The sequence below is a fragment of the Ensifer sp. R-19 genome (genome assembly GCF_049905105.1).
In the GTDB taxonomy this organism is placed as follows: domain Bacteria; phylum Pseudomonadota; class Alphaproteobacteria; order Rhizobiales; family Rhizobiaceae; genus Ensifer.
This window is the reverse complement of the sequence record NZ_CP184570.1, coordinates 1,438,503-1,453,693: the sequence shown is the minus strand read 5'-3', so window position 1 is coordinate 1,453,693 and position 15,191 is coordinate 1,438,503. Positions and strand designations below refer to the sequence as shown.

10 protein-coding genes and 1 pseudogene are annotated in these 15,191 nt (G+C 63.5%); 7 read left to right on the top strand and 4 right to left on the bottom strand.

What is annotated here, in order from left to right; translation table 11 throughout:
* Positions 1-160 precede the first annotated feature (160 nt).
* The 3 genes from ACN9MO_RS25940 to ACN9MO_RS25930 all read right to left on the bottom strand — a co-directional run bounded on the left by ACN9MO_RS25940 (position 161) and on the right by ACN9MO_RS25930 (position 3,608).
* Entirely contained in the window at positions 161-1,429 is a 1,269-nt protein-coding gene (locus ACN9MO_RS25940; protein ID WP_113132605.1) for an ABC transporter substrate-binding protein, read from the bottom strand.
* A gap of 126 nt (positions 1,430-1,555) precedes the next feature.
* Positions 1,556-2,584 carry a LacI family DNA-binding transcriptional regulator gene (locus ACN9MO_RS25935; protein ID WP_113132606.1) on the bottom strand — a complete coding sequence of 343 codons (1,029 nt, stop codon included), beginning with the start codon at positions 2,582-2,584 and terminating at the stop codon, positions 1,556-1,558.
* A 136-nt stretch (positions 2,585-2,720) separates the two neighbouring features.
* Complete coding sequence (locus tag ACN9MO_RS25930) at positions 2,721-3,608, bottom strand: LysR family transcriptional regulator (protein ID WP_162733616.1); 888 nt, start codon at positions 3,606-3,608, stop codon at positions 2,721-2,723.
* 91 nt (positions 3,609-3,699) lie between these two features.
* Here ACN9MO_RS25930 and ACN9MO_RS25925 point away from each other — a divergent pair, with 91 nt between their 5' ends.
* The 7 genes and pseudogenes from ACN9MO_RS25925 to ACN9MO_RS25895 all read left to right on the top strand — a co-directional run bounded on the left by ACN9MO_RS25925 (position 3,700) and on the right by ACN9MO_RS25895 (position 11,829).
* Entirely contained in the window at positions 3,700-4,599 is a 900-nt protein-coding gene (locus ACN9MO_RS25925) for an EamA family transporter (protein WP_113132608.1), read from the top strand.
* Positions 4,600-4,821: 222 nt separating this feature from the next.
* Positions 4,822-5,784 (top strand): galactofuranose ABC transporter, galactofuranose-binding protein YtfQ, encoded by a 963-nt coding sequence (gene ytfQ / locus ACN9MO_RS25920; RefSeq protein ID WP_113132624.1) that lies wholly within the window; start codon positions 4,822-4,824, stop codon positions 5,782-5,784.
* 134 nt (positions 5,785-5,918) lie between these two features.
* On the top strand, positions 5,919-7,433 hold the full coding sequence (gene ytfR, locus ACN9MO_RS25915; protein ID WP_113132609.1) for a galactofuranose ABC transporter, ATP-binding protein YtfR: 1,515 nt from the start codon (positions 5,919-5,921) through the stop codon (positions 7,431-7,433).
* Positions 7,430-8,455 (top strand): ABC transporter permease, encoded by a 1,026-nt coding sequence (locus ACN9MO_RS25910; RefSeq protein ID WP_113132610.1) that lies wholly within the window; start codon positions 7,430-7,432, stop codon positions 8,453-8,455. Before ytfR ends, ACN9MO_RS25910 begins: the two co-directional genes overlap by 4 nt.
* On the top strand, positions 8,452-9,420 hold the full coding sequence (yjfF, locus tag ACN9MO_RS25905) for a galactofuranose ABC transporter, permease protein YjfF (protein ID WP_113132611.1): 969 nt from the start codon (positions 8,452-8,454) through the stop codon (positions 9,418-9,420). The genes ACN9MO_RS25910 and yjfF overlap by 4 nt, the downstream gene beginning before the upstream one ends.
* A gap of 18 nt (positions 9,421-9,438) precedes the next feature.
* Positions 9,439-10,167, top strand: coding sequence for a FadR/GntR family transcriptional regulator (locus ACN9MO_RS25900; protein WP_112996408.1), 729 nt, complete (start codon positions 9,439-9,441; stop codon positions 10,165-10,167).
* Between the two features lie 144 nt (positions 10,168-10,311).
* Positions 10,312-11,829, top strand: a pseudogene (locus tag ACN9MO_RS25895) (FAD-dependent monooxygenase).
* A 151-nt stretch (positions 11,830-11,980) separates the two neighbouring features.
* Here ACN9MO_RS25895 and ACN9MO_RS25890 read toward each other — a convergent pair.
* The gene (locus tag ACN9MO_RS25890) at positions 11,981-15,190 is read right to left on the bottom strand and encodes an efflux RND transporter permease subunit (protein ID WP_112996406.1); all 3,210 of its coding nucleotides are present in this window, start codon (positions 15,188-15,190) and stop codon (positions 11,981-11,983) included.
* Between the last annotated feature and the right edge of the window lies 1 nt (position 15,191).

The window sequence follows — 15,191 nt, the reverse complement described above, 5'->3', positions numbered from 1 at the left end:
AGCCGTTGGCCGCGGCGCAATCGCCACGGCCTACAGCGCCGCGCGTCTTCAAGACGCGCCAAGAACGCTGTAACACTTTGAATTGCTGCATAATTTTTCCCTCAAATCGACTTCGACTTGAGGAATTATGCAGTTGTGGTGCAGACAATCGCCGTAGCGATTACTGGACCTGTGCGCTGACCTCGGAGTCGATCGCCTTCAGGACGTCGTCGACGGGTGTTCCCTGCTGCAGCGCCGGCAATTGCGCGGTGACGGCGGTATCCGCCTCGTTGGTGAAGATGCCGTAGTTGACCGAGGGGACCTTCGCGAGCCAGTCGGAAAAGTTCTGCCAGACCTTTTCACCGCCGAAGAAGGCATCGGCCTCGCCATAGGCGGCTCCGCCACGGGCGGCGAGAAGCGAACCGACGGCGCCGCGGTCTTGCAGGATCGTCTGGTAGAAATCGACGTCCTTGGCGTAGACCGCGTTCAGGAAGTCGACCGCCTCGGCTTTCTCCGCCGAACTTTCGAGCACGTACCAGCTCGATCCGCCGAGGTTCGAGGCGTGCGTCGCGCCGTCGATCGAAAGGGCCGGGATCGGTGCTACGCCCCACTTGCCCGCTTGGTCCGGCTGCGCCTTGACGGTACCGGTGATCCAGACGCCGGTGATGACGGTGGCGACGTCACCGGACGTAAAGGTTCCGACCCAATCGGCCCAGCCGGCCGCCGGTTTGTAGATGTTGGAAGACATGATCTTGCCGACCGTCTCCAGCGCTCCCTTCAGCGCGGCGTTGCCGGTGATGTTCGCCTTGCCTTCCTTGTCGAAGTACCATTGCCCGGCCGATTGCATGATGATGCGCACGAGGCCGGCGTCGGTCGGGTCGAGACCCATCATCTTCTTGCCGGTCTTGGCTTCGACCTGCTGGCCGATCTCGATGAAGCGGTCCCAGGTGATGCCCTGCATGTCCTCGGGCTTGAAGCCGGCCTGCTCCAGATAGTCCTTGCGATAATAGAGGCCGGTTACGCCGGAATCGAAGGGCATGCCGTAGACCTGGCCATCCAGCGTCATCAGCTCGACCTTATAGGGAGCGAAGCCGGAATAATCGACCGTGCCGGAGAGTGGCGCGAAGGCGCCGGGGAAGGACTGCAGATACTTCTGCGCGCCGTAATCCTCGATCAGCACGATATCGGGCAGGGCATCCGCCGTGCCGGACGAAAGGCCGGTCTGCAGCTTCTGCTCGACGTCGGCCTTGGCGAAATCGACGATGTTGAAGGTGACGTCAGGATGCGTCTTGGTATAACGCGCGCCAGCCTCCTTCATGATCGCAACGTTGAAGTTGGGATCCCAGCACCAGACGGTGATTTCCTTGGCTTGCGCCGCAGTCACCGCCAAGAGGCTGGCGCCGGCAAGCGCGATGGCGCTCAAGCGCGGCAGATAGATACGCATGTCCATTGTTTTCCTCCCTTGAATTTCGTTCCCCGAGACGTTCCTCCTAGTCTCGGCGCGGAGTATTTCGCAAAATTCTGAAGAAGGCAATATTTCAGTAAATTTTTACCACCGTGTTTTTTACCGGCTGTTTTACCGGCCAGCAACGGAGCCCGTCGTGGCCGTGCTGCCGCGCCAGACCATCTCTGTTCCGAGGATCACCTTCTTCGCCACGTCGCGTCCGGTCAGCCGCTCGACCAATAGGTCGACGGCCGTCTCGCCGATCACTTCGGCCGGGATCTTGACCGTCGAAAGCGGCGGGCCGAGAAACTGCGCGACCGGGATGTCGTTGAAGCTTGCCACGGCGACATCGTCAGGGATTCGAAGCCCCATCTCGTGAATGGCGCGGTAGGCGCCGATCGCCATGTTGTCGTTGCAGGTGACCAGGATTTTGGGCGGGTTGGGTTTCGACAGCATCGCCTTGGCGAGCGTATAGCCGCTGTCCGGCGTCAGCTTCTCGACCATGCAGAGTTCCGGATCGTAGAAGCCGGCTTTCGTCATCCAGCGGATGAAGGCGCGGCAGCGGCGCTCCGAATGGATGTCGTCCTTGTCGCGGAAGGCGTCGATCCAGCCGAGAAAGCCGATTCGGCGGTAACCCATGCCGTATATGCCTTGAAGCAGGCGGTTCATGGCCACGGACACGTCGCTCATCACGCTGTCGTCGACATCGTCGTCGGGGGCGAAATCGGCAAAGACCAGGTGGCGGCTGTGCCGCCGCAGCCAGTGGACCTCTTCGCCGTAATGGTGGCCGACGGCAACGACGCCGTTGGCGCCCTGCAGGATCGCCGCCTCCGGCAGGTTGCCGTTGTGGAAGACCTTGACCACCTCGATCTTCAGCGCCTGACAACGGTTTTCGATGCCGAGCCGGACGCCGACATAATAGGGATCGATCAGTTCCTGGGCGGGCTGGAGGAAATGCACCAGCGCGAATTTCAGGCCCTGCATCGGTCCCGCGCCGCGCCCGCGGTTGCGGGGCGTCGCATAGTTCAGGGCCTCGGCCGTTTCGATGATCGCCTGCCGCTTCTTGGTGGAGATCGAAAGCGTTGGATCGTAATTCAGCACCCGTGAGACGGTCGCCGAAGAGACCCCGACAGCCGAAGCGATTTCCTTGATTGTTACCATGTCCAACGTCCTGCCCGCCGCCACAACCCAGGCTTCGGGCGCGGCGCAATCTTTATTTAGTAAAATTTTGCTTGGGTTTTTTCAATCTCTGGGCGTCGTATTTCGTTCGTCGAACGTGACGCAACCGCGGTTGAGATCACGCAGCGCGGCCGGTTGCCAATGCCTGCGCCTGAAGCTCTTCGGAAAGGAACGCCCACAGTGCTGAGACCGGGCGGGATGACAGGCCCTGGTCATCGGCCGCGAAAAGCCCGAGTTCGATCACCGGGGCGGGCGGCAAGCCCTCTTCGGTCCCGAGGACCCGCATCGTGTTGGCGCGAATATTGAGATCCAGCAGAACGGCGATGCCGAGCCCCGCCTCGATCATCGACTGGATCGAGGAGAGGCTGGCGCTCGTCAGCACCGTGCGCCAAGGCCGATCCCCGCCCTTCAGCGCCTCGATCATCTTCTCGCGCCAGGTGCAGACCCCGTCGAAGGTGACGAGCGGCAAAGGCCCTTCCTCCGGGAGCACGAAACCGCGCGCCGCGACCCAGCGCAGCGGCAGCCGCCAGGTGAGGATCGGCTCACCACGGATCAGGGCCGGATCGCCGATCGCGACATCGAGCTGACCCTGCGACAGCTTCTCCGACAACACGGTGCTTTCGGTGACCGTCAGTTCGAGCCCCACGTTCGGATGACATTCGGCGAAGCGCTGCAGTGCCCTTGGCAGCGAGCCGACGGCGATGTCCTCGATCATGCCGAAGCGGATCGGGCCCTGGAGCGCCTGCCCGGCGAGCGCTCGCCGGGCACCTTCGCTCAGCCCGAGCATCTTCTGGGCATAGGGAAACAGCACATGCCCGGCTTCGGTCAGGTCCATGCCCCTGGTGCTGCGGTTCAAAAGCCTGGCGCCGACATCGTCCTCCAGCCGGCGCAACTGCATGCTGACGGCGGCTTGAGTCCGTGCCAGCCGCTGGGCAGCGCCGCTGACGCTGCCGCATTCGGCGATCACGACGAAGGCGCGCAGCAGGACGGTGTCGAGGTCATGCATATAACGATCCCTTATGAAGACATCACAACTATTAGCGTTCCTTATTGTGCCGGGATTGCTATGTCTGTTCAAGCCCAACGGGAGAACGGACATGACGGAAACGGAGACGACTGCGGATCGCGGGTGGAGCGGGCAGGGTACGACGGACGATTCCACAGGGCGTGTCTCTGTCGCGATCGTCTTTTGCCTGCTCTCCATGTCGAGTGTGCAGTTCGGCGCTGCACTTTCCAAGCCGGCGATGGAAAGCGTCGGGGCTTTTGGCGCGACCTGGCTGCGGCTCTCCTGGGCGGCGGCATTCCTGCTGCTCCTCGTCCGCCCACCCTTCCTCAGCTACACCCGGGCGCAGTGGCTTTCGGCGCTCTCGCTCGGCGCCACGATGGCCGTGATGACGCTCTGTTTCTTTGCGGCCATCGCGCGCATCCCGCTCGGGCTTGCGGTGGCGATCGAGTTTCTCGGTCCGTTGACGGTCGCTGCGATTTTCGGCGGCCGTGGCTGGCGCCTGCTTTGCCCCATTATTGCCGCTGCCGGCGTACTCTGCCTCTCCTGGGACGGTACCGCCTGGGTGGCGGATACGCGCGGGCTGCTTTTCGCCTTCGGCGCGGCGATCGGCTGGGGCGGTTATATCGTGCTGATGAAACAGGCCGGCCAGCGCTTCAGGGGATTGGAGGGACTTGCTGTTTCGCTGCTGTTTGCAGCAGTCTTCGCGATGCCGTTCGGGCTGCACCAGGTTCAATCCGGTTTCTCCTTCGACATGCTGCTGATGACGGCCGGGCTCGCCGTTCTGGTGCCGTTGCTCCCCTACGCGCTCGAGTTCATGGCGCTCCGTCGCATGCAACCGTCGGCCTTCGGCATCCTGATGAGCCTTGAGCCGGCGATCGGCGCCGGCGCCGGCTTCATCGTTCTTGGGCAGGCGCTCTCCCTCAACCAGATCTTCGGCGTGGTTCTCGTGATGACCGCCAGCGCCGCCGGCACATTGCTGGCGAGGGCCTAGCGCCTAGCGCCTAGCGGAAGGCGCCTGTTCTCGCCCGCCAATCCTCTGAACGTTCCGACGCTCCCGCGTCGGGGTCGGCCGGCCCGCGTTCAGCCGTCTGCGACCTCCGACGGATTTCATCGACGTCTAGCGCGTTAGGTGAAAAGTGCCCGTTTACAAAAGTAATATTATATGATTTTTTCTCGATGGCTGCTTGGAGGCAGCTTTCTTTGGGAGGAAATCATGAAAATCGCCAAGGCACTTGCGAGTGCAACGATCCTTGCTGCCTGCACGTTCGGTAGCGCTTCCGCGGCCGATCTGGTCGTCGGCTTTTCGCAGATCGGCTCGGAGTCCGGCTGGCGCGCCGCCGAGACGACGCTGACCAAACAGCAGGCCGAACAGCGCGGCATCGACCTCAAATTCGCTGATGCGCAGCAGAAACAGGAAAACCAGATCAAGGCGATCCGCTCCTTCATCGCGCAGGGCGTGAACGCCATCCTCGTCGCCCCGGTCGTCGCTACCGGCTGGGACGAGGTGCTGCAGGAAGCCAAAGACGCGGAAATTCCGGTCATCCTGCTCGACCGCACCGTCGACGCCTCGAAGGACCTCTACCTGACGGCCGTGACGTCCGATCTCGTGCATGAGGGCAACGTCGCCGGCAAGTGGCTCGTCGACGCCACGGCAGGCAAGCCCTGCAACGTCGTCGAGCTTCAAGGCACAACCGGCTCCTCGCCGGCAATCGACCGCAAGAAGGGCTTTGAGCAGGCGCTTTCCGGCCACGATAACCTGAAAATCGTCCGCAGCCAGACCGGCGACTTCACCCGCACCAAGGGCAAGGAAGTCATGGAAAGCTTCCTCAAGGCGGAGGATGGCGGCAAGAACATCTGCGCGCTCTACGCCCACAACGACGACATGGCGGTCGGCGCCATCCAGGCCATCAAGGAAGCCGGCCTGAAGCCGGGCAAGGATATCCTTGTCGTCTCGATCGATGCCGTTCCGGATATCTTCCAGGCGATGGCGGCCGGCGAAGCCAATGCCACGGTCGAGCTGACGCCGAACATGGCCGGCCCCGCCTTCGATGCGCTTGCCGCGTACCAGAAGGATGGCACGGCACCGCCGAAGTGGATCCAGACGGAATCGAAACTCTACACTCAGGCCGACGAGCCGCTGAAGGTCTACGAGGAAAAGAAAAGCCTCGGCTACTGATGTCGGCCGTGGCCCGCGCTGCTTCTCGCGCGGGCCACGCTCTTTTCCAAGTTTCCGGCTGAAGAGCGCTGCTTGTCGCAGACAGGCGCCGTGCTTCTCGTCCGACAGATACCAGCATCGCGGAGACGGTACCGATGCAGACCAATGACCACATTCTCCAGGCGATCCGGATCGAAAAGACCTTCCCGGGAACGAAGGCCCTCGACAAGGTCGATTTTCACCTGCGGCGCGGAGAGGTTCATGCGCTGCTTGGCGAAAACGGCGCCGGCAAGTCTACTCTTATCAAATGCCTGACCGGCGCCTACCGCCGCGACGGCGGTGCCATCCTGCTTGAGGACACGGAGGTCGATCCGCGCGACACGTTCGAGGCCCAGACACTCGGTATCGGTACGGTCTACCAGGAGGTCAACCTGCTGGCGAACCTGACGGTTGCCGAAAATCTCTTCCTCGGGCGCCAGCCCCGGCGCTTCGGCATGGTCGACGTTAGCACCATGAACCGGCGTGCGCAGGAGCTGCTCGCCGACTATGAACTCGACATCGACGTCACCCGCGATCTTGCAAGCTATTCGGTCGCGATCCAGCAGGTCGTCGCCATCGCCCGCGCCGTTGATCTCTCGGGCAAGGTGTTGATTCTCGACGAGCCGACGGCGAGCCTCGATGCGCACGAGGTGGCGATGCTCTTCCGTATTGTCCGGCGCCTTAAGGCGCGGGGGCTTGGCATCATCTTCGTCACCCACTTCCTTGAACAGGTCTACGAGATTTCGGACCGGATAACGGTGCTCAGGAACGGGCAACTCGTCGGAACCCGTGAAACTGCCAATCTTGATCGGCGCGAACTGATCGCGATGATGATCGGCCGTGAACTGGCGGCGGAAATCCACGCACCGCGCGCGCAGGCCCAGGAAGGACCGTTGCGCTACCGGTTTCGCAATTACGGTCGCAAGGGTCGCGTCCGTCCCTTCGACCTCGATGTCCGCGCCGGTGAAGTCGTCGGCATGGCGGGCCTGCTCGGCTCCGGGCGAACGGAAACCGCGGAGCTCCTCTTCGGCGCCCATCGCGCCGATAGCGGCGAGGCCGAGATCGATGGCCGCGCGGCCGACCTCTCATCACCGCGCGCCGCCATCCGCCATCGCTTCGGCTTCTGCCCGGAGGATCGCAAAACATCAGGCATCATCGGCGATCTCTCCGTACGCGAAAACATCGTGCTCGCGCTGCAGGCGCGCCGCGGCTGGACGCGGCCGATCGCCCGGGCGGAACAGAACCGGCTGGCGGACCACTACATCCGCGCGCTCGATATCCGCACGGCCGATCGGGAGAAACCGATCAAACTGCTCTCCGGCGGCAACCAGCAGAAGGCGATCCTGGCGCGCTGGCTCGCGACCGAGCCCGAATTCCTGATTCTCGACGAACCGACGCGCGGTATCGACGTCGGCGCCCATGCGGAGATCGTCAAGCTGATTGAGGCGCTGCGCGAGAAAGGCCTGTCTTTGATCGTCGTCTCCTCGGAGATCGAGGAACTGGTCGCCTACAGTACGCGGATCATCGTGCTTCGGGATCGCGCCCATGTCGCTGAACTCGACGGCAACCGGATTACCGCCCACCAGATCGTCGAAGCGATCGCCGCAACCAATGAAAGGAGGACGTCGTGACGTCGTTCCTCAGGCTCTATTTCAACCGGTTGCTGCCGCAACTGATCGCGCTTGGCATCATCATCGTCGCGGTATCGCTGGTGTTTCCCGGCTTCCTCAACCTGCAGATCCAGAACGGCCGGCTTTATGGCAGCCTCATCGACATCCTCAATCGCGGCGCCCCTGTGGTGCTGCTGGCAATCGGCATGACCGTCGTCATTGCCACCAAGGGCATCGACCTCTCGGTCGGCGCGGTCATGGCGATCTGCGGCGCTACCGCGGCTGCTTGTATCACGTCGGGGCATTCGGTCGCCGCCACCCTGCTGATCACGCTTGCCGTCGGTATCCTTTGCGGTCTGTGGAACGGGGTGCTGGTGGCGGTGCTCGACATCCAGCCGATCATTGCGACACTGGTCCTGATGGTCGCCGGGCGCGGTATTGCCCAGCTCATCACCGAGGGCGCGATCCTGACCTTCAATGATCCCGGCCTCGCCTTCATCGGCAGCGGTTCCTTCGCAGGCCTGCCGATGCCGGTCGTGATCTGGCTGGTCTTCGGCGTGCTGATCGCCATGCTCGTCCGACGGACGGCGCTCGGCATGCTGATCGAAGCGATCGGCGTCAATCGTCAGGCGAGTACGCTGTCCGGCGTGCTAACGCCCGTGCTGCTGATCGCCGCCTATGTTCTTTCCGGCCTTTGTGCGGCCATCGCCGGCATCATTGCCGCCGCCGATATTCGTGGCGCCGATGCCAACAATGCCGGGCTCTGGCTGGAGCTCGATGCCATCCTCGCGGTCGTGGTCGGCGGAACATCCCTGCTCGGCGGCCGCTTCAGCATTGCCGCATCGGTGCTCGGTGCGATCATCATCCAGGCGATCAACACCGGCATTCTTCTTTCCGGCTTCCCGCCGGAGTTCAACCTGATCATCAAGGCCGCGATCATCGTCTTCATCCTGGTGCTTCAGTCGCCGCGGTTCCGCACCGCCTTTTCCTTCTTGGTGCCGGCGCGTGGCGCGCGCAAAGCGAGCGAGCGAGCTGCAAAATGAAGCCTAAATATCTTCCGCTGATCACTACGCTCGTGATCTTTCTTCTCGGCTATGCGCTTTGCGTCGCGCAGTATCCGAACATCCTCTCCACGCGGGTGATTGGAAACCTTTTGACCGACAATGCCTTCCTCGGCATCGCGGCCGTCGGGATGACCTTCGTCATCCTCTCGGGCGGCATTGATCTCTCCATCGGTTCGGTCATCGCGTTCACCGGCGTTTTCCTGGCCGTCGTGCTGGAACACACGAGCGTTCACCCGCTCATCGCCTTCGCGATGGTTCTAACGATCGCGACGCTTTTCGGCGCCGCGATGGGCGCGATCATCCACTATCTGGAGATGCCAGCCTTCATCGTCACGCTTGCGGGCATGTTTCTCGCGCGCGGTCTGGCCTTCGTGCTGTCGATCGATTCCATCCCGATCAAGCATCCATTCTACGCGACGTTGAAGAGCCTATACTTCAAGCTGCCGGGCGGCGGACGCGTCACGCTGATCGGCGGGCTGATGCTGTTCGTCTTCGCCATCGGCATCGCGCTGGCGCATCGCAGCCGCTTCGGCACCAACGTCTACGCGCTCGGCGGCGGCACGGCGACGGCGCGGCTGATGGGCGTGCCGGTCGCCGCGACGACCGTGCGGATCTACGCGCTTTCGGGCCTGCTGGCGGGGCTGTCCGGCATCGTCTTTTCGCTCTACACCTCGGCCGGCTACTCCCTTGCAGCCGTCGGCGTCGAACTGGACGCAATTACTGCGGTCGTCATCGGCGGGACGCTTCTGACCGGCGGTTCCGGTTTCGTTGCAGGTACATTTGTCGGCATCCTCATCCAGGGCCTGATCCAGACCTACATCACCTTTGACGGATCGCTGTCGAGCTGGTGGACGAAGATCCTGATCGGCCTTCTGCTGTTTGCTTTCATCCTCTTGCAGAAGGGCATCATCTACGTCTCGCGTCATCGCCGACAGCCGGCGTGATCTCGCAAGGACCGTGCGATGTGGCCATTCTTCCAGCCGCCGCGTAAAAGGACGAGCCACCGGCTCGTCGTCGAAGAGCTCGGCCAGGCGGTTGTCGCAGGGGAATTCGCCGTCGGCGCCATCCTGCCCGGAGACGTGGAGCTTGCGGCACGATTCAGCGTCTCCCGTACGGTTCTGCGGGAAGCAATGAAGACGCTCGCCGCCAAGGGGCTCGTCGTCGCGCGGGCCCGCATCGGCACACGCGTGATGCCGCGGGCGAACTGGAACCTTTTCGACGGCGACGTGCTTTCCTGGCATTTCCGGGCCGGTGTCGATGAGGAGTTCCTGCGCCATGTCACCGAGGTCCGTCTCGCTCTGGAACCCTATGCGGCTGGGCTGGCTGCGCGCCGCGCCACGGACGCCGATATCTCCCATATGATGCGGCTGGCGGTCGCCATGGGCGATGCCGGGCACAGCGCGCAGACGCTGGCCATTGCCGATCTCGAATTCCATCTCCGCCTGCTCGAAGCTTCGCTCAATCCGTTCATGCAAACGGTGGGCGGCCTGATCGAGGCGGCCCTGATCGGCGTTTTCCGGTTGAGCAACGCGGCGGCCGATGGCACCGAGATTGATCGTGTCGCCGTCGCGCATATCCGCATCGTCGAGGAAATCCGCCTCCGCAACGAGGAAGGTGCACGAAGCGCGATGGAGCATGTGATCCGCGTGGGACAGCAGCAACTGATTGCAAATTTGCGGGCACGTGGCTGATCCGGAGGTGAGCGCCGGACGCGCCGCAGACGAGTTGCCACAAAGCACTTTCTGCACAGCTTGGCTTTGTCCGTCGCGTGGGCGTAGGGTCGGCGAAGATGCCGGCGCAACTTTTGCCGCCGGCGAAGGCGAGCGGAGAGCAGGGTGACGGAACAGGATGTTCTGATCGTCGGCGCGGGACCGACAGGGCTGGTGCTTGCTCTCTGGCTGACCGTCCAGGGGGTGAAGGTCCGCATCGTCGATAGAAACACCGGTCCCGGCCCGACGTCGCGGGCGATGGTGGTGCATGCGCGAACGCTCGAACTCTATTGCCAGCTCGATCTGGCGACAGCGGTGATCGCGGCCGGACACCGCAACCCGTCGGTCAACCTTTGGGCGAAGGGCAGGATCAGGGCACATATCCCCTTTGGCCCCACCGGTGGGGAGCTGACGCCCTACCCTTTTGTCCTGGTCTATCCGCAGGATCATCATGAGCACTTGCTGACCGAGCGATTGGAAACCATGGGCGTCACCGTCGAGCGGCAGACCGAGCTGGTCGACTTCTAAGACGCGGGCGGCGCGGTCCGCGCGCGCCTTCGGCTGCCTGACGGCAGCGAGGAGGTCAGCGCTGCGCGATACCTCGCTGGCTGCGATGGCGCCCGTTCAGCGGTGCGGCACAAGCTCGCTATCGGGTTTGAGGGCGGCACCTATAACCAGACTTTCTACGTGGCCGACGTCGAGGTGAGCGGCCCGACGGCCAATGGCGAGGCGCATATTTCGCTCGAAAGCGGCGACTTCGTAGCACTCCTCGCCTATGCCAAGGGGCGAGGACGCCTTATTGGCCTGGTCCGTGACGAGCGCGAAGACGTGGGTAAGCTCACCTTCGAAGATGTCAGCCACCGGGCGATCGAGGGCCTGCGGCTCACCATCGACAAGGTCAACTGGTTCTCGACCTATCGCGTCCATCATCGTGTGGCTGACCGTTTTCGGGAGGGGCGTGCCTTCCTGCTGGGGGACGCGGCGCATGTGCACAGCCCTGTCGGCGGGCAGGGCATGAACACCGGGATCGGCGATGCGATCAATCTTGCGTGGAAGCTCGCGGCGGTGCTGAGGGGACGAGCGCCCGATGGTCTTCTCGACAGCTATGAGCGCGAACGCGTCGGCTTCGCACACCAGCTCGTGGAGACGACCGATCGCCTGTTCACCTTCGTAACGGCAGAGGGCCGCTTCGCGGACTTTTTGCGGGTCGAGATTGCGCCGGTTCTGGCAGGTGTCGCCTACCGCATAGGTGGCATCAGGGCATTTCTGTTCCGGATCCTCTCGCAAACCCAGCTGAACTATCGTGGCGGACCTTTAAGCCGCGGCAAGGCCGGCCGGGTGGACGGCGGAGATCGGCTTCCCTGGGTCTTGGTCAAAGGTCTCGACAACTACGCGCCCCTTGCCGCCATCGCCTGGCAAGTTCATGTCTATGGTGCGGCGTCCGGCGCACTGAAGCAATGGTGCGCGGCGCGCGGCGTGCCGCTCCACGTATTTCCCTGGACCGAGGAGCACGCGGCCGCGGGCCTGGCCATCGATGCCGCCTATCTCTTGCGCCCCGATACCTACGTGGCGGTTGCCGCTTTGGAGCAGGCGCCCGATGTGTTCGACGCCTATCTGGCGGACGTGGGGATCACCCTCTGCTGACGCGCGCCGTCGCAACAGGGGCCCGGCAACCCCGAAGGCAGTTCCTGTTGGGATTGCGGGGCAGGCGGATCCAACGCCGATTGGCGGAAAGGGTCGAATGGAAACGGGCCGGACCGGCCCCGTTGTCGATGTTGCCGTCGGGTCGTCAAGCCTATCCATGGCTGGTTGGTGTCTGGGCGCCGCTCTCCGTCGCGTCGCTTTCTGCCGACGCGCCGTGCGCTCCGACCGGGTGCATGGAAATGCCGGCGAGTTTGTGGCCGCGCTCGCGCAGCCACTGGAAGGCAACGTAGAGCGCCGGGATGACGAAGATGCCGACGAGTGCAGCGGCAAGCATGCCGCCGGCAACGCCGGTGCCGACCGCGCGACGGCTGAGTTCACCAGCGCCCTTGGCGACCACCAGCGGCACCAGGCCGACGATGAAGGCGAAGCTCGTCATCATCACGGCACGGAAGCGGGCGCGCGCGCCTTCGATCGCCGCATCGACGATCGAAGCGCCGGCTTCGCGGTGGGCCTTGGCGAACTCGACGATCAGGATCGCGTTCTTCGAGGCGAGCGCGATCAAAACGACGAGGCCGATCTGGGCGTAGATGTCGAAGGAAAGCCCGGCGACGAGCACCGACAGCAGCGCACCCGAGACGCCGAAGGCGACCGACAGCAGCACCGGCACCGGGATCGTCCAGCTTTCATAGAGTGCCACCAGGAAGAGGTAGGCGAAGAGCACGGCCATCGCCAGGATGGCGGTGGTCTTGCCGGCCGCTTCCAGTTCCTGCAGCGCCGTTCCGGTCCATTCGTAGCTGTATCCGGGCGGCAATGTCGAAGCCGAGAGCGCCTCCATCGCGGCAAGCGCCTCACCGGACGAATGTCCCGCGGACGGCTGGCCGTTCAGCGTGATCGAGCGATAGTTGTTGTAGCGTACGATCGACTGCGGGCCGACGATATAGTCGACCTTGGCGACCGAAGCGACCGGCACCATGTCGCCGTTTGCGTTGCGCACGTGCAGACGCTGAATGTCGTCGACGGCGTTTCGGTCCGGCTGAGAAGCCTGCATCGTCACCTTCCAGGTGCGGCCGAAGAGGTTGAAGTCGTTGACATAGTAGCTGCCGAGCGTGCCCTGCAGCGTGGTGAACAGATCGCTCACCGAGACGCCGAGCGCTTGCAGACGGTCGCGGTCGATATCGAGATAGAGCTGCGGCGAGCTCGCCGAATAGGTGGTAAAGGTGGGGCCAAGCGCCGGGTTCTGGTTGGCGGCGATGATCAGTCCGCCGGCGGTGGCCGAAAGATCGGCGACAGAACGGCCCTGCAGGTCAAGCAACTGATATTCGAAGCCCGATCCGGTGCCGAGGCCCATGATCGGTGGCAGGTTGAAGGCGAAGATCTGTGCGCCGCGGATCGCCTGACCCTTGGCCATGGTCGTGCGGATCGCCGCTTCGACGCCGGCCGCATCACTCAGGCGCTCCGCGAAGGGCTTCATCGTGACGATCGCGAAGGCCGAGTTGGACTTCGACAGGCCATCGAGGAAGGAGTAGCCGGTGACGGTGATCACATTGGCGACCCCCTCGATGCCGCCAAGCATCGTCTCCACCTGCTTCACGACAGCGTCGGTACGGTTGTACGACGCGCCTTCCGGTAGGCGGATTTCTGTGAAGAAGGCGCCCTGGTCTTCCGCCGGCAGGAAGCCGGTCGGAACGACACGGAAGAGGAAGCCGGTCGCGACGAAGGCGACTGCCAGCAACGCAAGCCCGATGATCGCGCGGCGGGCGATGTGGCCGGCCACATAGGCATAACCGTCGCGCCCCTTGTCGATGGTGCGCGAAATGTAGCCGAGAATGCCGCGCTTCGGTCCGTGGTGCGGCTTCAGGAGCACGGCGCAGAGCGCCGGGCTCAGTGTCAGCGCGTTGATCGCCGAGATCACCATCGACACCGAGACCGCGACGGCGAACTGCTGGAACAGCTGGCCGCTCAAGCCCGGGATAAAGGCGACCGGCACGAAGACCGACAGAAGCACGAGCGTGATCGCGACGATGGCGCCGGTGATTTCACCCATCGCACGACGCGCGGCTTCCGCTGCTGAGAGGCCGGGATTTTCCTCCATCACCCGCTCGACGTTTTCGACGACCACGATGGCGTCGTCGACGACGATACCGATCGCCAGAACCAATGCCAGCAACGACACGGTGTTGAGCGAAAAGCCCATGGCGAGCAGCACCGCGAAAGTGCCGATCAGCGCGACCGGAACGGCGACGAGCGGGATCAGCGTTGCCCGCCAGTTCCCGAGGAACAGGAAGACGATGATAATGACGAGGACGAAGGCCTCGAACAACGTTTCTTCGACGTTGTCGACGCTCGCTTCGACGAACTGCGCCGTGTCATAGGAGACCGAATAGGTGAGGCCCGGCGGGAAGGATTTCGACAATCGCTCCATCGCCTCCTGCACGCCTTTGGCGGCGGCAAGCGCGTTGGCGCCCGGCGCCTGATAGGTGCCGATCATGGCAACAGGCTTGCCATTGATCCGGGCGTTGGAATCGGAACTGGCGGCGCCGAGCTCGACGCGCGCGACGTCACGAATGCGCACATAGGAGCCGTCGGGCCTTGCACGCAGCACCACGTCTTCGAACTGCTTGGGATCGGTGAGGCGCCCTTGCGTTTGAAGATTGAGCTGGAACAGCGGATCGTCGGTCATCGGCTGGGCGCCGATGCGGCCAATCGCTGCCTGAACGTTCTGCGCCTTCAACGCGTTGATCACGTCGGTTGGCGTCAGGTCCAGGCTCGTCATGCGGTCGATGTCGAGGACGACGCGCATCGAATAGTCCTGGGCTCCGAAGAGCTGAGCATCGCCGACGCCGGGCACGCGCTTGACCGTGTCGAGCACGTTGATCGTGGCGTAGTTGGACAGGAACAGGGAATCGAAGTTCTGCTTCTCGTCCGCAGCAAAGATGGTGATCACCTGCATCAGCGCCGACGACTTCTTGCGCACGCTGACGCCGCTCTGCTTGACCTCGGACGGTAGACCGGCCTCGGCCAGCGACACGCGGTTCTGCACGTTGACGGTGGCGATGTCAGGGTCGGTCCCGACGGCGAAGGTGACGGTCAATGTATAGGAGCCGTCGGCGCCGCTCGTCGATTTCATGTAGAGCATGTCGTCGACGCCGACGACCTTGCTCTCGATCGGCTGGGCAACGGTGGTTTCCACCACGTCGGCGCCGGCGCCTGGATAGCTTGCCGTGACGCTGACCTGCGGCGGCACGATGTCGGGGAACTGCGCGATCGGCAGACGGGTGAGCGCCAGCAGGCCTGCCAGCGTCAGCACGATGGATATGACCGTGGCGAAGCGCGGGCGATCGATGAAGATCTCTGAAATCATC